The organism is Streptococcus sanguinis (assembly GCF_001078705.1).
GTDB classification, from domain to species: Bacteria; Bacillota; Bacilli; order Lactobacillales; family Streptococcaceae; genus Streptococcus; species Streptococcus sanguinis_D.
On sequence record NZ_CDMW01000001.1, the window covers coordinates 1503079 to 1521024 of the forward strand.

At 42.6% G+C, this 17946-nt stretch carries 18 protein-coding genes; 4 read left to right on the forward strand and 14 right to left on the reverse strand.

The genetic code is table 11. The features are described from left to right. Positions 1–95 precede the first annotated feature (95 nt). Both rplA and rplK read right to left on the reverse strand, forming a co-directional pair. Positions 96–785, reverse strand: a complete 690-nt coding sequence (gene rplA / locus SSV_RS07565) for a 50S ribosomal protein L1 (protein WP_002894855.1) — start codon at positions 783–785, stop codon at positions 96–98. A gap of 101 nt (positions 786–886) precedes the next feature. After that, positions 887–1312, reverse strand: coding sequence for a 50S ribosomal protein L11 (rplK, locus tag SSV_RS07570; protein ID WP_072074321.1), 426 nt, complete (start codon positions 1310–1312; stop codon positions 887–889). A gap of 151 nt (positions 1313–1463) precedes the next feature. Between rplK and SSV_RS07575 the strand changes: the two genes are divergently transcribed. Then, positions 1464–1811: a DUF3397 domain-containing protein gene (locus tag SSV_RS07575; protein WP_002897148.1), complete on the forward strand. Its 348-nt coding sequence runs from the start codon at positions 1464–1466 to the stop codon at positions 1809–1811. A gap of 110 nt (positions 1812–1921) precedes the next feature. On the opposite strand, the gene gloA2 is transcribed toward SSV_RS07575, so the two are convergent. From gloA2 to SSV_RS07590, 3 genes are all read right to left on the reverse strand, one after another. Next, positions 1922–2308, reverse strand: a complete 387-nt coding sequence (gene gloA2 / locus SSV_RS07580) for an SMU1112c/YaeR family gloxylase I-like metalloprotein (protein WP_072074322.1) — start codon at positions 2306–2308, stop codon at positions 1922–1924. 117 nt (positions 2309–2425) lie between these two features. Further along, positions 2426–4726, reverse strand: coding sequence for a DNA translocase FtsK (locus tag SSV_RS07585; RefSeq protein ID WP_072074323.1), 2301 nt, complete (start codon positions 4724–4726; stop codon positions 2426–2428). A 129-nt stretch (positions 4727–4855) separates the two neighbouring features. Beyond that, the gene (locus SSV_RS07590) at positions 4856–5053 is read right to left on the reverse strand and encodes a PspC domain-containing protein (protein ID WP_072074324.1); all 198 of its coding nucleotides are present in this window, start codon (positions 5051–5053) and stop codon (positions 4856–4858) included. Positions 5054–5279: 226 nt separating this feature from the next. On the opposite strand from SSV_RS07590, the gene SSV_RS07595 reads away from it, so the two are divergent. From SSV_RS07595 to SSV_RS07605, 3 genes are read left to right on the forward strand one after another with little or no spacing between them, the layout of a single operon-like run. Then, the gene (locus SSV_RS07595; protein ID WP_072074325.1) at positions 5280–5699 is read left to right on the forward strand and encodes an NUDIX domain-containing protein; all 420 of its coding nucleotides are present in this window, start codon (positions 5280–5282) and stop codon (positions 5697–5699) included. Positions 5700–5753: 54 nt separating this feature from the next. Further along, positions 5754–6572, forward strand: a complete 819-nt coding sequence (locus SSV_RS07600) for a peptidylprolyl isomerase (RefSeq protein ID WP_072074326.1) — start codon at positions 5754–5756, stop codon at positions 6570–6572. A 35-nt stretch (positions 6573–6607) separates the two neighbouring features. Then, positions 6608–6844 carry a zinc-ribbon domain-containing protein gene (locus SSV_RS07605; protein WP_002897142.1) on the forward strand — a complete coding sequence of 79 codons (237 nt, stop codon included), beginning with the start codon at positions 6608–6610 and terminating at the stop codon, positions 6842–6844. 173 nt (positions 6845–7017) lie between these two features. On the opposite strand, the gene SSV_RS07610 is transcribed toward SSV_RS07605, so the two are convergent. From SSV_RS07610 to macP, 9 genes are all read right to left on the reverse strand, one after another. Beyond that, positions 7018–7914: a class C sortase gene (locus SSV_RS07610; RefSeq protein ID WP_072074327.1), complete on the reverse strand. Its 897-nt coding sequence runs from the start codon at positions 7912–7914 to the stop codon at positions 7018–7020. Positions 7915–7986: 72 nt separating this feature from the next. Beyond that, a complete protein-coding gene (locus SSV_RS07615) occupies positions 7987–9429 on the reverse strand; it encodes an isopeptide-forming domain-containing fimbrial protein (protein WP_072074328.1) in 1443 nt (480 codons plus the stop codon). A gap of 61 nt (positions 9430–9490) precedes the next feature. Next, on the reverse strand, positions 9491–10957 hold the full coding sequence (locus tag SSV_RS07620; RefSeq protein WP_072074329.1) for a SpaA isopeptide-forming pilin-related protein: 1467 nt from the start codon (positions 10955–10957) through the stop codon (positions 9491–9493). Positions 10958–11013: 56 nt separating this feature from the next. Next, the gene (locus SSV_RS07625) at positions 11014–12474 is read right to left on the reverse strand and encodes an isopeptide-forming domain-containing fimbrial protein (protein WP_072074330.1); all 1461 of its coding nucleotides are present in this window, start codon (positions 12472–12474) and stop codon (positions 11014–11016) included. A gap of 89 nt (positions 12475–12563) precedes the next feature. Next, complete coding sequence (locus tag SSV_RS07630) at positions 12564–14633, reverse strand: Sgo0707 family adhesin (protein ID WP_072074331.1); 2070 nt, start codon at positions 14631–14633, stop codon at positions 12564–12566. Between the two features lie 139 nt (positions 14634–14772). Continuing rightward, entirely contained in the window at positions 14773–16314 is a 1542-nt protein-coding gene (locus SSV_RS07635; protein ID WP_072074332.1) for an ABC-F family ATP-binding cassette domain-containing protein, read from the reverse strand. Between the two features lie 111 nt (positions 16315–16425). Next, positions 16426–16734, reverse strand: a complete 309-nt coding sequence (locus SSV_RS07640) for a DUF898 family protein (RefSeq protein ID WP_072074333.1) — start codon at positions 16732–16734, stop codon at positions 16426–16428. A 13-nt stretch (positions 16735–16747) separates the two neighbouring features. Next, positions 16748–17440 (reverse strand): 5'-methylthioadenosine/adenosylhomocysteine nucleosidase, encoded by a 693-nt coding sequence (locus SSV_RS07645; protein WP_072074334.1) that lies wholly within the window; start codon positions 17438–17440, stop codon positions 16748–16750. 75 nt (positions 17441–17515) lie between these two features. After that, positions 17516–17938 carry a cell wall synthase accessory phosphoprotein MacP gene (gene macP / locus SSV_RS07650; RefSeq protein ID WP_072074335.1) on the reverse strand — a complete coding sequence of 141 codons (423 nt, stop codon included), beginning with the start codon at positions 17936–17938 and terminating at the stop codon, positions 17516–17518. Positions 17939–17946: the final 8 nt, after the last annotated feature.

A 17946-nucleotide genomic window follows, 5' to 3' on the forward strand; every position in this document is an offset into this window, starting at 1 on the left:
TATTATTATAACATGTTTCTTTACAATTGTAACCGCTATCATCATTTTTATTTCAAAAAAAGAACTACCCGGAGGCAGTTCCATTTATATTCTTCTTAAAGCGAGTTTACGTCAACCTTGATACCAACACCTTGTGTAGTAGTGATAGTCAGGTTCGTTACGTAAGTACCTTTAGCAGTAGCTGGTTTTGCTTTTTGGATTGTGTCGTTGAAAGCTTTGAAGTTTTCAACCAACTTGTCAGCTTCAAATGAAACTTTACCAATGATAGCTTGTACGTTACCTGCACGGTCTGCACGGTAAGTAATCTTACCACCTTTAGACTCTTCAACTGCTTTTGCAACGTCCATTGTTACAGTACCAGTCTTAGGGTTTGGCATCAAGTTACGAGGTCCAAGGACACGTCCAAGGCGACCCACAAGTGCCATCATGTCAGGTGTAGCGATTACTACGTCAAAGTCCAACCAACCGTCGTTGATTTTTGCAACGAGGTCATCTTCACCAACGAAGTCTGCACCAGCAGCTTTCGCTTCTTCTGCTTTAGCACCACGTGCGAAAACAAGAACACGTGAAGTTTTACCAGTTCCGTTTGGCAATACCATTGCGCCACGGATTTGTTGGTCAGCTTTTTTAACGTCGATGTTCAAGTTGTAAGCAACTTCTACAGTTGCGTCGAATTTTGCAAAGTTAGTTTCTTTTGCAAGTGCTACAGCTTCTTCTACGCTGTATGCTTTTGTGCTGTCGATTTTTTCAAGAGCAGCACGAAGTTGTTTGCTTTTTTTAGCCATTTTATCTTTCTCCTTGTAAGTGGTTCAATCGATTTTCATCTCCCACGTCACTCGTCAATCTGATCAAGTGTAATGCGGGCAAATGGGATGAGTGTTATTGATTAGTCAACAACAGAGAATCCCATAGAACGAGCAGTACCTTCAATCATACGCATTGCAGACTCGATGTTTGCAGCGTTCAAATCTGGCATCTTAGTTTCAGCAATTTCTTGTACTTGCGCACGAGTAACTGTTGCAACTTTCGTTTTGTTTGGCTCACCAGAACCTTTTTCAACACCTGCAGCTTTCTTCAAAAGAACAGCAGCTGGCGGAGTTTTAGTCACGAAAGTGAATGATTTGTCTTCGTATACTGAGATAACAACTGGAATAATCATACCAGCTTGATCAGCTGTACGAGCGTTGAACTCCTTAGTGAATCCCATGATGTTGATACCGGCTTGACCAAGCGCAGGACCAACTGGTGGAGCTGGAGTAGCTTTACCAGCAGGGATTTGCAATTTTACAAGTTTTTCGACTTTTTTAGCCATTTTTAAATCCTCCTTTGTGGTTTTGGCGGTAAATAAAGATTTTTACCTCCCACAAGTATGCTTTTCGCATACCTTTCTATTATACACTAAACTTTGTTAAATGCAAGGAATTTTATCTTCTTTTTTGAATTTTTTGTGGTAAAATAATCTTATGACACTATTAAAGATTGCTTCGATTTTATTTATCTTTTTAACATTGATTTTAACCACTATTACAGTGCGAGTTTTTCAATTAAGAAAATACGGTTTAAACTTTGCGGACTTGGCTTTTCCGCTTTTTGTTGTGGAATTTTATATCATTTCAGACAAGGCCTACTATCATAGCTTGCTGCCCCAGCTGACCCTGGCTCTCTCAGTTCTCGCTATCGCCATCACCATCTATTTTCTCAAGAAAAAACGGAGCTTCTACTATCCTAAGTTCTTTAAGTTCTTCTGGCGGGCAGGATTTCTCCTAACCTTCTTCATGTACCTAGCCATGGTCATCGGGCTCTTTTTGTAACAATGTAAAATAAACCCCATCGGTCACGAGTTAGCCGATGGGGTTTTCATATGCGGGACTTACAAGTCGTTCTTTTGCCGTGAAAGAAGGACCTCCCGATTTTCCTAGTTTTATTCGTGAATCTCCAGAGGCAGGCCATCCGGATCAAAGAAGAAAGCCATCTTACGGCCGTCAAAGTCGTCGTAGCGCAGCTCGGTATGAGGAATCTCCAAACGGTCAAATTCCGCTAAGCATTCTTCGACATTTGTCACTCGGAAGGCCAGGTGTCGCAGACCTGTATGCTCAGGATGTGGCAAGGCTGGCCGCTTGGGTGCTTCTTTCTTGATGAAAATCTCTAGAGTTAGATTTCCCTTACAGACATTAAAGAGAATATCCTGCTTTTCTGGCCGATGGTGCTCATCCAGCTGCTCAAAGCCCAGCTTGTCCACATAAAAGGTTTTAGTTTTGCCATAATCATGACCAATAATAGCTATGTGGTGAATAGTGTCTAGTTTCATACCTTCTTTTCCTTTCTTTGGCAATGTAATGTTAAGTAGAGAAAATCTGCTGGCTGGCTGCTGGCAGATTTGTTTTTATCAAATGGTTATCTTGCTAGCAGACTAGTGAAATTAGAATCAGTTTGTCTGCAAAACCTTTCTCGGCTTGGTCCCCTCGGCTGGACCGATAACGCCTGCCGCTTCAAGTTCTTCCATAAGGCGAGTGGCCCGGTTAAAGCCGACCGAGAGTCGCCGCTGAATCATAGATGCGCTGGCTTTCTGAGTCTCGATAACCAAGGCCTTGGCTTCTTCAAAGAGCGGATCTCCTCCATCATCTGCCCCGCCAGTATCCAAATCACTTTCAGATACTTCACCAGGATCAAAGCTATCATCGTAGTCTGCTTCAGCTTGGTTCTTGACAAAGGCTACTATTCGCTCCACATCTTCATCTGAGATAAAGGAGCCCTGCAAACGAACCGGATGGTTTTCATCAATAGGCTTAAAGAGCATATCCCCACGACCCAAGAGCTTTTCTGCTCCATTTTCATCCAGAATGGTCCGACTGTCTGTCCCGCTGGACACAGCAAAGGCAATCCGAGAGGGTACATTGGCCTTAATCAATCCGGAGATAACATCTACAGATGGTCGCTGGGTAGCCAGAATCATGTGAATCCCAGCCGCACGCGCTTTTTGTCCCAACCGGATAATGGCATCTTCCACTTCCTTGCTAGCTACCATCATGAGGTCAGCCAGCTCGTCAACGATGACGACGATTAGAGGCAGGGGAATCTGCTTATATTCTGACTGAGCATTGTACTCAGCTACTTTAGCATTGTAGCCAGCAATATTACGGGCACCGACCTTGGAGAAGAGTTCATAGCGGTTTTCCATCTCGTCTACAACCTTCTGGAGTGCACGGCTAGCTTTACGTGGATTGGTCACAACAGGGATAAGCAAGTGGGGAATGTCATTATAAACAGATAGCTCCACCATCTTAGGATCCACCATCATAAACTTGACTTCATCCGGTCTGGCCTTCATGAGAATGCTGGCAATAATGCCGTTGACAGCCACAGATTTACCAGAGCCAGTAGAGCCCGCTACCAAGAGATGGGGCATCTTAGCCAAGTCAAAGGAGCGGACAGAGCCGTTGACAGCCTTCCCAAGTGGGATTTCTAGGAGCTTGCTGGCATCCGTTTTCGACTGTTCCCAAAGTTCTCGGAAAGTCACGGTCGCAACTTCAGAATTGGGCACTTCAATTCCGACAAGAGATTTCCCAGGAATTGGTGCCTCAATCCGTACATCCTTGGCAGCTAGGGCAAGAGCCAAGTCATCAGCCAGATTGGAAATCCGATTGACCCGAACACCAACAGCTGGCTTGACCTCGTACTTAGTGACGGAAGGTCCGATTTCAGCCCTCTCAACAGCAGCCTTTATCCCAAAACTAGCAAAGGTCTCTTCCAAAATTTTGATATTATCTCGAACAATGCGCTTTTCTTTGGACTGATTCTTAGGCTTGTCGGGCGCAAAGAGATTGATGGTCGGCAGCTTGTAGTCCAGACTTTCCTTGGCAGTAAAGTCCACTTCAACGTCTACATCTGTCTCGTCCGTCTCTTCTTCGCGACCAAAGTCCAGAGGCTCATGAGGGTCATACTCTCCCAGTTCCTCATAGTCCGCTTCGTCAAAGTCCACAGCTGTATCTGACAAGTCCTCATCATCTAAAATCTCTCCTGTTTCAGGATCGACTTCGGCTTCTTCTTGCTCTACTTCAATGGCTTGCATAGCTGCCTGTGCAGCTTTTTCTTCCTGCTCCAAGAAACGGAGCTGCCGCTTTTCTTCCTGCTTCTCTCTCCAATTTTGAAATGCTGCCATAGCCTTTTCTGAAATGTCATAGATAGACCAAGGGCTCATAAGCAGACCGCCCAAAAGAATGAGGAGCAGGCCGAAGAAATAAGAACCGATATTTGAAAAAAGGAAAGAGATAGGCGCGTATAGGAGAGAGCCCAGCAGGCCGCCACCCGCGAAGGAGCTAACCTTAAAGGCTGTCAAATCAGTCAGGATCCTGCCTAGAGTTGTGGATAAGACAGCTGCCCCTTCTAGCTTCAACACACTGACAAAATAAGCTTGGAAAATTAACTCCAGTCCCAAAAAGAGGCTGATAAATCCTGAAACCGTCCCCTCGTGCTTGTGCAGCCACTTGAAAAAAAAGAGATAGCCAAAGCTGGCCAGAATAGCCAGATAAGCCAAGCTTCCCACCAAGAGGCGAATCATATTATAAATAGTGACTCCAAAGGCACCCAGCTTAATTGCTGCAAACAAAAGAATAAGGGCCAGCACAAAGGTGGCAATCATTCTCTTTATTGCTTTTTGTCTTTCTAATTCTGCTTTTGTCGGCCGACGAGTTGTCCGGCCTTTTTTCGTGTTTTTCTTAGTTGCCATAACCCTTATTATACCATATTTGAGCCTTGGATGAGAAATCTTTTATCTAGATCCAAAGCAAAAAACTTATTTATCCACGTAAAAAGAACTGGGCTAACCAGTTCTCATTTCACTATCACGCAATCCTTATTAAGCTTCTGCACTTGAATCTTCTGGCATAACCGCCCAAGCAATCAAGTAAGCCAAGACACCTGTGCCTGCCACACAGACCAAAAGAATCCAAATAACACGAACCAAGGTTGGATCTAAATCAAAGTAATTTGCGATACCAGCACATACACCAGCGATTTTCTTGTTTTTGACATCTCTTGTCAGTCTTTTCTCCATGGAAAACACTCCTTACTATTTTTAATCTATTTATTTTACCATATTCTTTCATGATGCACAAGACTGTCTACTATTAACTTCTTCTGTATTTGAAACTTAATCTTATCAAGATAAATGTGATCTCTCTACCATTCTTTTAGAAAGTCCAAGCAAAACTCTTGTTCTTGTGGTAGAATAGAGGGAATGTCTAATTAGTAAACAGTAAAAATATAGGAGGAGAAAGATAATGCGAGCTGGAGTTATTCTTTTCAATAACCAATCCAAGCAGATACTGCTCATCCACCGCTGTAAAAATGGAGAAGAGTATTCTGTGATACCGGGCGGCCGGGCCGAGTCAGGTGAGACTGCAGTCCAAGCAGCTCAACGAGAAATTCAGGAAGAGCTGGGTTGGAGCTTGTCTGAAAAGCAGCTGCAGCCAGGCTTTACTTTCAGAAATGGCCAACGCCTAGAAATCTATTTCCATGCCACTATCGGCCATACATCAGTTCCAATGATTCAGGGCGAGGAAGCCCTTCGCAGTCATGCCCAGAATCTCTATCAGCCTGAATGGCTAGATATAGAAGCAATTCGTGGCCTGAACTTACAGCCAGCAGGACTTAAAAATCTGCTCCTGGATTGTCTGACACAGGAGGGTTTGAAAAACTAGCTTAATTGTAGTAAAATATCAGTAGTTTACAATCTAATGCGAGAAAGGTCTTATATGAAAAAAATTCTTCTTATTAGTCTCTTATCAGGACTTGTCTTGGCTGGCTGCTCTGGTAAAGGTAAGAAAGAGGAGACTACTAGCTCCTCCAACTCATCCAGCAGTTCTTCGCTAGTGAGCTCTAGCTCTGACCCAGAGGAAACCAGCAAACTCCGTGAGCAATTCAAGGATGCCATGACCAACGAAAATGCCAATTTTCCGCAGCTATCTACAGAAGTTGCTGAAGATGAAGCGGAAGTCAAGTTGATAACGACTGAAGGCGATATCCGCATCAAGCTCTTTCCAAAACAAGCCCCACTAGCCGTTGAAAACTTCCTGACCCATGCTAAGGAAGGCTATTATGACGGCATTATATTCCACCGCGTCATCAATGAATTTATGATTCAGACCGGAGATCCTAAAGGCAACGGCACTGGAGGCGAGTCTATCTGGAAGGGAAAAGACAAGTCTAAAGACCCTGGAAACGGCTTTAAAAATGAGTATTCTCCATATCTCTATAATATTCGTGGTGCCCTATCCATGGCTAATGCAGGCCCTGGTACCAATGGCAGTCAGTTCTTCATCAATCAAAGCAAGAAAGATTTGACTAGCCAAATGTCTACGGATTCCTTCCCAGCTAAAATCATCGAAGCCTATAAAAACGGTGGAAATCCTACTTTAGATGGCGGAGCTTATACCGTATTTGGCCAAGTGTTGGAAGGTATGGATGTGGTGGACAAAATCGCTGCTGCAGAAACAGACGATAATGACAAGCCTAAAAAAGATATCAAGATTGAAAAAATCGAGATTATCAAGGACTATGACTTCAGCAAATAAGCTTGCCGCCCAACCAATAAAGGAGGGAAATCAATATGATTATCTGGGGATATAAAGGTTATCAGAAAAACGTAGGACAGACCCAAAGCAATATCGAGTGTGCCAACTGCCACAACGTCGCACCTTGGGACATTATTGAAACCGGCCGAAAGTTTACACTCTATTGGATTCCTACCTTTCCTTACGGTAGAAAACATTACCTCACCTGCCCAGTCTGCCAGCACGGCAAACAGATTGAAAAGCAGGAAATCGAGCAGTTTTTGAATTATTAGTAATAAAAAGCGACTGAGACAAATCTTGTGCCAGTCGCTTTTTTGTAAGAGTAAAATATCAAGACTAAGTGTCTTATCGTGTGAGCATTTTTAAGAAAAAGGTCCTGTTATTTCGATAAAAAAGGAACAACCTTCTTCATTAGTTCTCACATAACTACTCTTATTGCCATAAGTCATTTTGCATGGCGTCCCTTTTTGTTCCGTTTGCGGTAAACAGCTGAGCGTAAACCCGTTTGACGACGAAGCTCGGCTCTTTTCTTTTCCCTTCTACGATGAAGGATCCAAAACAATAGTATCAAAATAAGTACAAGGACTAGAAGGAAGATCAGAATGTAAAGACAAGGAATGGAGTCTTTCTTCTTACTTGACTTAGATGCTTTTTCCTCATTCGGAACTCGGTGACCTCTCACCAACAAGCGGTGACTATTTATCCCGTAAGGGGTACAGGTAACCAGTGTACAATAATCCTGCTCTGGGTCAATAGCCAATGAAGAAACATCATCCGGCTCAACTATCAAAATCTGTTCCACTTGATAGGTGATAGTCTTTCCCAAGACATGGATCATAAAACGATCGCCATTTTTTAATTTGTCAATGTCAGTAAACAGTTTGGCTGATGGCAAACCTCGGTGGCCTGATATAACTGAGTGAGTCCCTTGACCGCCAACCGGCAGTGAACTTCCTGGAATATGCCCAATTGCTACTTGCAAAATAGCATCATCCGTCCCATGGTAAATGGGAAGGTTGGTTCCTAGCGTGGGAATTTCCACATAAGCCATAATGCCAGTCCCTGTAACATCTAATAGGCTATTGTAGGTCTTTTTTTCTTCCTCTGAAAGACGATAGTTAGGGACAACTCCTTTTTCGAGGGTTTGGTTATAGAACTCTGAAGTCGCTCTCATCTCATCTGCTTTACTCGTGTCTAGCTTTTCTACTTTATTCTCATAGTTTGAAATAGCTTGCGACTGATGATAAGAATTCCAAAGATCACTTACAGTGGGATAAAGCAATAAGCCTATGCCACTGATTAGAAATAAAATTAGTAAAAAATTAATAAGATGTTTTTTCATAATATTCATTCAGTCGCATTAGAAAGGAAAATAGATAGCCTACTTCATCTACCTCTTCCTTTCCTCCAGACATTAGTTGGAGTTTGCACGTTTCCTAATAATCATTAGCACTCCTGCTCCGAGAACCAGACTTGTGCCGACTAGATAAAGGATAGTCGTTCCGATGCCACCTGTGTTTGGCAGAAGAGCACCTCGCTTATTGACCACTTTCAGGGTGATTAAACCAGTATTGACATTAGAATCAAATGTCGCGGTTGCTGAAGTTGCTGTCAGATTTGTCAAAGCTCCTGTGGAGTCAATCGTTCCTGAAATGGTAAACTCGACATCTTTCATAGCATTGTAGCCCACTGGAACTGTACTTTCCACAAGCTTGTAGTCACCCGAATCCAGCCCCATAAAATCAAATCTGCTGTTTGATCCAGCTTCAAACTTTTTAATCTCAGTGTATTGGTTATTGACCTTCTTATAAAGAGTAAATCCTGCACCAGCAAGAGCTGCTTGGTTTTCTTTGACCTTATTCACTGTCAGCTGGTAGGTATAGACATTAGCCTTGGTTTCAGGAGTTTCAGTAGTTGAAGAATTATTTCCATTTGGATCATTTGAATAGGTCAGGCTAGCTATATTAGGATTTCCTACCCCACCCATTATAGGATAATTGTTTAAACTCGCAGTGTAGCGAACGACAATCTTACTAGATGCTGTTACTTCTTGATTGCCTTTAAGATCACCAGCAGTTATCGTAATGACATTTCCTGTATAGGAAATTGGGAAAAATGTTGAAATGTCTTTTTCAGTTCCACCTTCTTTTAGATAAACTCGAGCATCATTATTATAGGTCATTCCAGCAGGAATCGTATCCTTGATTGTAAATACATATTGCGGAAATTCAGCATAGTTGCTTGGAAGAGTTGCGGTAATTTGGAAAGGAATGTTTTGTCCGATTCTATACTCCGTCGCTGCAGTATAATTTTGAGAACCATTAGCTTGAACTTGTTTTGTAAGAGTTGGAACATCTGCTTTCACGGCTACAGTTGTATCCTTGGCCACTTGCAACATAAATCTAGTATAGGCTTGACCACTTCTACTATTCAATGATCCCCTACTATCCTTAATAAGATAGTAACCAGGTTTTAGTCCTGAAATGGTTGTCGTTCCTTGCTGGGATTTAACGTTTGTTACACCTGCACCTGATAAATATTGATTCAATTCTTGGGCAAAGGCTTTGGCCTCCGCAGAATCATTTTGCTTACCACTCAAAGAAGCTGCTTTATCAGAAGCATCTCCAAAATGAGTTCTACCTGCTCCAGTAACCCCAGGACCCCACTCGATATTGGTCAAGGTGTTGCTAGCATCTAAAGTTCCTGAAAAAATATGATAGACTTCGTAAGTATGACCCGTTGTCGTTCCGGTCAGTTGGATGGTGTAGGTCGTTGTATCAGCCGATACGACCGGTAGCCCTGCAAAAGTCAGGATAAAGACCAAGACGGTCATGACTAGTTGTTTTACTTTTTTCATTTTAATCTCCATTTTAGGAAGGAGATGAATGAAACATTCATCACTTCCTCTAGTTCTCCTTTTATTTTGTTGAAACACGTTTTTTGACTACAAAGAGCAGGCCTGCTCCAAGAACCAGACTTGTACCAACTAGGTAAAGAATAGTCGTTCCGATGCCACCTGTGTTTGGCAGAAGGGCACCTTGCTTATTGACCACTTTCAGGGTGATAATACCAGTATTGACATCGGTCTCAAAGCTTGCGGTTGCTGAAGTTGCTGTCAGGTTTGTCAAAGCTCCTGTGGAGTCGATTGTACCTGAAATGGTAAACTCGATATCTTTCATAGCATTGTAACCTGCTGGAACAGTACTTTCAACTAGCTTGTAGGCACCAGAATCAAGTCCCTTAAAATCAAAAGTGGTCTCAGATCCGGCTTCAAACTTTTTAATCTCAGTGTATTGGTTATTGACCTTCTTATAAAGAGTAAATCCTGCACCAGCTAGAGGGTCTTGATTTTCTTTGACCTTATTTACTTTCAGCTGGTAGGTGTAAACCTTGGCTTTACTATCAGGTGTTTTTGCTGTAGAATTAGAATTTTTTTCGTTTGGCTCGTTTAAGTAAGTCAAGCTCACTGTATTTTCATTACCAGCTACCCCAGTGATAGCTTTATCTCCAAGCGTCGTACTATAACGAATGATAAACTTACTTGAAGCTGTTATTGTTACGTCGCTCAATCGATCTAGATAGTGATTAACAATATTTAATCTAATGCCTTGACCTGCCTGATAGATGTAAGTGTTAAATCTACTTGTAACATCTGTCTCTATATTGCCGTTTTTTAGAATAACCTGAGCATCATAATTATAAGCCATACCTGGTGGCATGATATCATCGATGACCAACTGATAGGAAGGATAATCAGCATAGTTACTCGGAAGAGTTGCAGTTAGCTCAAAGTAAACCTTGTCGCCAATCGCATAGTCAGTCGCTGAAGAGTAGGTATTGGAGTCACTTGCCTTAACCTTTTTAGTAATGGTTGGTAAACTTGATTTTATTGCTACATTAGTATCCTTTGAAACGAGTAACATAAACTGAGTATAGCTTTCTCCTTCTTTACCAGCCAACGAATTATATCTGTCTCTAATCAAGTAGTAACCCGGCTCTAAGTCAGAAATAGTTGTTGTTCCGTCCTCACTAGAAACTACCTTAGTAGGTCCGTACGTTAAGTATTGGATGATGTCTTGTGCAAAGGTCTTTGCTTCTTCAGAGTCATTAGCTTTTCCACTGAGGCTGGCAGCTTTCGCACTTGCTGTCCCCATGTAAAATTCAATATTCCCTTGATTAATTGCTGAGCCCCATTCGATATTGGTTAAGGTGTTGCTAGCATCTAAACTCCCTGAAAAAATCTGATAAACATCGTAAGTGTGACCAGCTGTCGTTCCAGTCAGTTGGATGGTGTAGGTCGTTGTATCAGCCGATACGACTGGAAGGCCGGAAAAAGTCAAGACCAAGGCTAAGACCGCCATGACTAGTTGTTTTATTTTTTTCATCATAATCTCCATTTGAGGAAGAGACTGATTTCCCGTTCAGTTCTTCCGATTTTATCCTATTTTTTATTTACTCTTTTCTTTATTATCCACAAAACTCCCGCGCCTAGCACAAACCCTGTACCTGCTAGGTAAAGAATAGTCGTTCCGATTCCACCTGTGTTTGGTAGAAGGGCTCCTTTTTTATTGACAATATTCGTTGTAAAAATTCCATTTGTCAATTCATAAGTAAAAGTTGCTCTGTCTGAAGTTGCTTGAATAGCGGTCCGAGTAGTTGGCAATGTTGGATCATAAGTTGCTCGTAGGCTAAACTCAATATCCTTCATAGTGTTGTAGCCTTTTGGAGTGATCGTTTCTACTAGTTTATAATCTCCAGAACCCAGTCCTTTAAAGCCTGAGAAATTACTTCTTTTGTATTCTTGTGTAGTTCCAACCTTTATATACTGGTCATTTACTTTTTTATAAAGAGTAAATTCTGCTCCCGGAAGAGCTCCTCCCCTTTCAGTCATCTTATAGACATTGAGTTGGTAGGTATGGATCTGAACTTTACTTTGGGGCGTTGTTCCGATTGATTTTGCCAAAGCCGTATTGGGGTTGTTCGAAAAGCTTAGACTAGCCACGTTCATGTTAGCATTGGCACTGGCATGTGTTGTTGCGTATTGATTCAGTTGAGCAGTGTAACGAACCACAATCTTACTAGAAGCATCTACATTTGGTACCTGCCTCAAATTACTAGTGGCTATGGTTAGATTACGAGACGATTCTATGGAAATATTAAAATGGTCGGTTATCAAGCTTTCTTCATCACCACGTTTTAGATAAACTTGCGCATCGTTATTATAAGTCAAACCGGGCATTAAACTATCATTAAAAGATAGCTCATACTCAGAATAATCATCCAAGTTTCTTGGTAGTGTCGCTGTCAGTTGGAATGGAACTGTATCACCGATAGAGTAATCCGTTATAGTCGTTTCCTCTCCCGTCGTACTTGACTTGGTAACCTTAGTAAGACTAGGAACATAAGACTTGATTGCTACTGTCGTATCTCTTGCCACCTGCAGCATAAAGCGAGTGTATGCTTCATTTTTTTTGTATAAGGTATTATTTATTTCCTTAATCAAATAGTAGCCTGGAGCCAAGCCAGAAATGGTCGTTGTTCCATTTTGTCCCGATACTGTTTTTCGTCCACCGCCGGATAGATACTTGGAAATTTCCTGAGCAAACTCTCTTGCTTCTTGCGAATCATCCCCTTTGGCACTTAAAGAGGCTGCTTTGTCGGCCGCATCTCCAAACCTACTTTTACCAGAATCCCAAATCCCCGGAGCCCATCTGATATTGGTAAGAGTATTCGTGGCAGGATCGAGGTCTCCAAGAAAAATCGGATGAGCTTCGTAAGTATGGCCCGTTGATGTCCCAGTCAGCTGAATGGTATAGGTCGTGTCTGCTGATACGACCGGTAGGCCGGCAAAGGTTAAGACAAAGACCAAGACCGCCATGACCAGCTGTTTTATCTTTTTCATTATAATCTCCTAATTTTATCTTCACTCAAGTTTGGTCTTCGAGGCATCCCATTCCTCTTCAAAGCTTTCGTGATTTCCTATCTTTTTCTTTATTGAAATTTCCTATATCGTTTATTTCGGACAAATAGCCAAAGCGCTGATCCCACTGTTACGATAGAGCCCCCCAAGAGATATAAGAGAGTTCCATTCCCACCTGTTTCTGGAAGGACATATTTTTTTATAGCTGTCGGATTGCTCGTCCTATTTGTTTCTAATGTAAACAGATCTGTCGATACTCGAGCTACGCTTTGAAGAATTTGCCCATCTACATCCTGATCCACTCGAACTTTAAAGGACACTTCTACTGTCTCCTCTGGTGACAGCCTTCTTCTCCAACTTAATCTTCTATTAGAAAAGCCATCATATACGGTTGAACCATGGACATAGTCCGTGTGTTTAGGGAGTTCATCTGTAATGGTGACATCCAACTCCCTGTCACTGGTATTTTTGTAGGTGATTTTATAGGTTAGAACGTCATTGGCCTTGACTTCTTGGTTATCGATATTTTCATTATTCTTATTTAAGACTTCTTTTCTGGGTTTTTCGTATTCTTGAAAATTCCATATTCCAGTAAAAAGTGCATCCTGGTTTTGAATGATTTCGGATTCCTTATTATAGTTTTGGAAAATCCAATTTCCTTCTGAGGTGCTGACAAGTCTTTTATTTCCTTTTGGGGGTTCAGGTGTGACTGTTGAACCATTTTCTAGATCGTTTTGTTCTTGTGGTAGCAAATTCAAAACTTCTGGTGGAAGAGCCTTGTCTTGCGTTCCACTTTCGAATTGGTAACTTTTCTTGTAGAGTACATTAGTTGTAACAATTTCTGAGGAAACAGGAATATTATCAATTTCTTGTGTGACCTTATTTTCAATAGGTACCCTATTTTGTAAAATGTTATCGTTTGTTTTTGTCTTGTATACAATCGTAAATTCTTTTCCAGCATTACTACTAGTCAGGTGCTTGGCATGGATTTCTATAACCACCTTTTGACCATCTCTGACCAGCCTATAATCTTCCCCCTGCGTCAAAGTCTGACCGTCAAATTGAAGGTTCAAGCTCTGGAAATCCAAACGTTCGTCCAAAGTCTCAATCATCTGCATTGAAGATAGGGAGCCAATGACGTCCTTACCAGGAGTCGGCATAGTAAATTTGGCCGTATAATTTAGAGATTCTCCGGCAAGGGCAGGGATCTTATCTTTTGAAACCTCTTTCTCTGGTGCCTTTGGCGTCTCTGTATAAAAGCCAAACAAACCACCACTGACTGCCGTCGTTGTAAATTCAAATCGAGTAGCATTCGTTTCAGACCGCATAGCAAACCCTGAAACATTATGTTCATCACTAGAACCCTGTGTGCTCCTTGTAGGGTGCCATGTTGTTTTATTGCCCGATACGCTTTCATTAAGCGAAAAGGAAGTATTTTTTACGATTTTATTAGAGGCTGTAAGATTATCATAGATAGAGAAGCTCTCTTCTCGTCCGAAAGAATTGTATACCACATCAATATCAGACGGCAACATGACCATTTTTAAATCTGTTGGCGTTCCGTCTTGGTATCTCAATTCTGCAGTTACATTGACATCCAAAGCAAAACTTCCATATATATCATGAGTAAGAGTCGGATGCGGTGCCCAAATAAAGTCCATAATCTGGATAGATTTGCTTCCCCAGTTTTCATCCACAGTTAGAAAAGGAACAACTGTCTTATTTGGATTTTGATAGTCAGCATTTTTCTGGATTAGGTGGGCATCAATGCTGTGGAAGGTTACATAAACATCTACAACCTTGCCATTAACAATACCTGCATTGTTAAACCGCAATTGAATGGGGCTATTAAAGGTTTGCTGAGTTTGGTTTTTATCTACTCTTAGCGAGAAGACCGTGCTTTCTTTCCACCCTCCATTAGCTGGGATGTAATCTCTTTCGACCAAGCCATTTTGACTCAAGATATCCATATTCGCTTGGGTTAAGGTAAACTGATAAATATCCAGCGTTGATAGATTCGTACTTTCAGTAAGCTCAGTAACAGCATAGACTGCTGAAGAAAAGAGCACAAAAATAAAAGTCAACCCAAGTAGAAATGACTTAACATATTTTTTCATAAGGTATTTCATAATAATTTCCATTTAGTCTTCAAAAAAACTGCTTATGGATATACTAGCAGTTCTTTACATATTTGTCAAGGTGTCTAAATAAAATTGAGCACCTTTTAAATTTGAAATTTCTCTTGAGTGTTAACTTACAATTTGACTAAAAACAATGCTCTTAAGTCAGCTGGTTAAAATCCCAGATCTGATCCATCCAGCCTTCGTAGAAATCAGGCTCGTGACAGACCATGAGAATACTGCCCTTGTATTCTTTCAGCGCCCGTTTGAGTTCCTCCTTGGCATCGACATCCAGGTGGTTGGTCGGCTCGTCCAGCACCAAAACATTATTTTCTCGGTTCATGAGAAGACAAAGGCGGACCTTGGCCTGCTCCCCACCTGAAAGGACCTGGATCTGGCTCTCGATGTGCTTGGAGGTCAGACCACATCTAGCTAAAGCAGCTCGGACTTCTGCTTGGTTAAGGGCCGGAAAGGCGTTCCAGACTGCTTCCAGCGGTGTCTGACGATTGCCACCTTCTACTTCCTGCTCGAAATAGCCCAGCTCTAGATAGTCCCCACGCTCGACCTGACCTGCAATAGGCGGGATAATCCCCAGCAGACTCTTGAGCAAGGTCGTTTTTCCAATCCCGTTTGCCCCGATGATAGCCACCTTCTGATTGCGCTCAAAGGTCAGATTAAGAGGCTGAGTCAGCGGACGGTCGTAACCAATCTGCAAATCCTTGGCTTGGAAGATAAAGCGGCCAGGTGTGCGGGCAGGTTTGAAGTCAAAGGTAGGCTTTGGCTTCTCACTTTGTAGCTCAATAATGTCCATCTTATCCAGCTTTTTCTGGCGGGACATGGCCATATTACGGGTCGCTACGCGGGCTTTATTGCGAGCCACAAAATCCTTAAGGTCCGCAATTTCTTTCTGCTGGCGCTCATAGGCTGCTTCCAGCTGAGATTTTTTCATCTCATAGACTTCCTGGAATTGATAGTAGTCGCCAGAATAGCGGGTCAAGTGCTGATTTTCCACATGGTAGACGATATTGATGACGTCATCCAGGAAAGGAATATCATGCGAGATCAGAACAAAGGCATTTTCATAATTCTGTAGATAGCGCTTGAGCCAGTCAATATGCTCCGCATCCAGATAGTTGGTTGGCTCGTCCAAGAGCAGGATATCCGGTTTTTCCAGAAGCAGCTTAGCCAAGAGAACCTTGGTCCGCTGTCCACCAGATAGCTCCGTCACATCGCTTTCCATACCGTAGTCCATGACACCCAGTGCCCGTGCGACCTCGTCAATCTTGGCATCTAGAGTATAGAAATCTCGGCTCTCCAAGCGATCCTGCAGCTCGCCCACTTCTTCCATCAGGGCATCAACGTCCGCTCCATCCTCAGCCATGCTCATATAGATTTCATTGATGCGGGCCTCTGTCTTGAAAAGCTCGTCAAAGGCCGTACGCAAGACATCACGGACAGACTGACCTTGCTCCAACACAGCATGCTGGTCCAGATAGCCAGCCGTCACATACTTGGACCACTCAACCTTACCTTCGTCCGGCAGCATTTTACCCGTCACAATGCTCATAAAGGTTGACTTCCCCTCGCCATTGGCACCGACCAGGCCGATATGCTCACCCTTGAGCAGGCGGAAGGATACATCCTCAAAAATAGCCCGGTCTCCGAAACCGTGGCTGAGATTTTTTACTTCTAAGATACTCATTTTTTCTCCTCTATCATTGATTGCAGTTCCTTGATTATACCATCAAAAGTGATTTTTTGGCAAGACAGAAGAAAAGGAAAAGCGAGCCACTTAAGTCTCGCTTGCTTGGTCTCAATTCGCATGATGTGTATGCTTGGTAATCCACTGGGTCAGTTTGATCTTCAGCCAAAAGCCATAAATACCAAAGGTAACTATGGTCAGGAACCACCACTTAATCCAATTTCCAAAAAGCTGCATGGCAGTACCATCAAAGTAAAGACGGTGCCCGTCAATAACTGTATGTTTTATCTTCCAATTATACAGAATACACATGCCCCAAGGTGCACAAATTCCCAGTGTAAAAACTGTAATCAAGGTAGCCAAAATCACATGACCGATGTAAGAAAAGAGACCACCATCAAAACAAGACTCTTTGTACATACTATCTTCCCCTTTAAACCAACTCTTTCAGAAATTGAATCAGGGTTTCTGCAGAGCGTTTACCTGCTTCAAGAATGAATTCATCAAAAGTGACATTGGCATCATGACTTGCTGTATCGCTCATGGCGCGAATAACCATAAAAGGCAGGCCAATCGAATGTGTAGCTTGAGCAATAGCTGCGCCCTCCATCTCGACAGCCAGGACATCCGGAAAATGCTCCTTGATGCGGTCAATCTTGTCTTGACCAGCAACAAAGCTGTCACCTGTCGCAATCAAACCTACTCTTGCATTTTGATGGGTTTTTTCCAAAATTTTCTTCATTTCAGCAACCAGATAGCGGCTCGCTTCAAAATAGAGCGGCTGCCGAGCCATCTGACCGTAATCATAGCCAAAGGCCGTCACGTCCACATCATGGTAGACCAGACGGTCTGCGACCACCACATCGCCAATCGCCAGACCTTCTGCCACTGCTCCAGCTGAGCCTGTGTTAATCACGGCTGTGACCTTGAAGTCATTGACCAAAACAGCCACACTCATAGCGGACATGACCTTACCAATCCCGCTTTCAACCAAGACCACTTCATGGTAGCCAATAGAGCCCGTATGATAGACATGCCCCAAACGCAGGTGCTTCTTTGGATTTTCTAAATGCTCCAGCAAAATCTTCAGCTCTTCAGGCATAGCCGCAATAATTCCAATTTTCATATAATACCTCAAATCATCTGATGAAAAAGAAGCTTAGACAGGCTAGGCTTCCTTTTAAGTGTAATAGAGCAGGTTTTAAGGCCACCAAATAATAGCAGCAATCAAACCAATCAAGAGGATGACCACCCAAAGGAGAATCTTATTGAGTTTGGCTTGAAAGAGGCTCCGCTTTTGGTTTTCAATACGACGGCTCTTAGTCACGGTCGGATCTACCTCAATGTGCAGAGTCTCATCTGTAAACTCCTCTTGGTTTTGAGCAGTCTGATAGCCAAAACGACTCTGATACTGCTGAGACCGAGCTTCTTCATAACCAAAGCGGTTTTGAGGACTCTGATAGCCAAATTGAGTAGCCTGTCTGCTAGACTGCTGCGAGCTAAAGGAGCTTCTGCCAGTTGAAAGAATCTTGGTTTCCTCGTCATCCATGAGGGGCGGCCCCGAAATATCCTCACCGCGGTTGGCCCGCTCAATGATTTCATCTGTTAATAAAGCTTTTCCCATTGATCTAC

Coding starts and splice junctions, on each gene's coding strand:
- rplA (WP_002894855.1), bottom strand. CDS start 785: ATGGCTAAAAAAAGCAAACAACTTCGTGCTGCTCTTGAAAAAATCGAC.
- rplK (WP_072074321.1), bottom strand. CDS start 1,312: ATGGCTAAAAAAGTCGAAAAACTTGTAAAATTGCAAATCCCTGCTGGT.
- SSV_RS07575 (WP_002897148.1), top strand. CDS start 1,464: ATGACACTATTAAAGATTGCTTCGATTTTATTTATCTTTTTAACATTG.
- gloA2 (WP_072074322.1), bottom strand. CDS start 2,308: ATGAAACTAGACACTATTCACCACATAGCTATTATTGGTCATGATTAT.
- SSV_RS07585 (WP_072074323.1), bottom strand. CDS start 4,726: ATGGCAACTAAGAAAAACACGAAAAAAGGCCGGACAACTCGTCGGCCG.
- SSV_RS07590 (WP_072074324.1), bottom strand. CDS start 5,053: ATGGAGAAAAGACTGACAAGAGATGTCAAAAACAAGAAAATCGCTGGT.
- SSV_RS07595 (WP_072074325.1), top strand. CDS start 5,280: ATGCGAGCTGGAGTTATTCTTTTCAATAACCAATCCAAGCAGATACTG.
- SSV_RS07600 (WP_072074326.1), top strand. CDS start 5,754: ATGAAAAAAATTCTTCTTATTAGTCTCTTATCAGGACTTGTCTTGGCT.
- SSV_RS07605 (WP_002897142.1), top strand. CDS start 6,608: ATGATTATCTGGGGATATAAAGGTTATCAGAAAAACGTAGGACAGACC.
- SSV_RS07610 (WP_072074327.1), bottom strand. CDS start 7,914: ATGAAAAAACATCTTATTAATTTTTTACTAATTTTATTTCTAATCAGT.
- SSV_RS07615 (WP_072074328.1), bottom strand. CDS start 9,429: ATGAAAAAAGTAAAACAACTAGTCATGACCGTCTTGGTCTTTATCCTG.
- SSV_RS07620 (WP_072074329.1), bottom strand. CDS start 10,957: ATGAAAAAAATAAAACAACTAGTCATGGCGGTCTTAGCCTTGGTCTTG.
- SSV_RS07625 (WP_072074330.1), bottom strand. CDS start 12,474: ATGAAAAAGATAAAACAGCTGGTCATGGCGGTCTTGGTCTTTGTCTTA.
- SSV_RS07630 (WP_072074331.1), bottom strand. CDS start 14,633: ATGGAAATTATTATGAAATACCTTATGAAAAAATATGTTAAGTCATTT.
- SSV_RS07635 (WP_072074332.1), bottom strand. CDS start 16,314: ATGAGTATCTTAGAAGTAAAAAATCTCAGCCACGGTTTCGGAGACCGG.
- SSV_RS07640 (WP_072074333.1), bottom strand. CDS start 16,734: ATGTACAAAGAGTCTTGTTTTGATGGTGGTCTCTTTTCTTACATCGGT.
- SSV_RS07645 (WP_072074334.1), bottom strand. CDS start 17,440: ATGAAAATTGGAATTATTGCGGCTATGCCTGAAGAGCTGAAGATTTTG.
- macP (WP_072074335.1), bottom strand. CDS start 17,938: ATGGGAAAAGCTTTATTAACAGATGAAATCATTGAGCGGGCCAACCGC.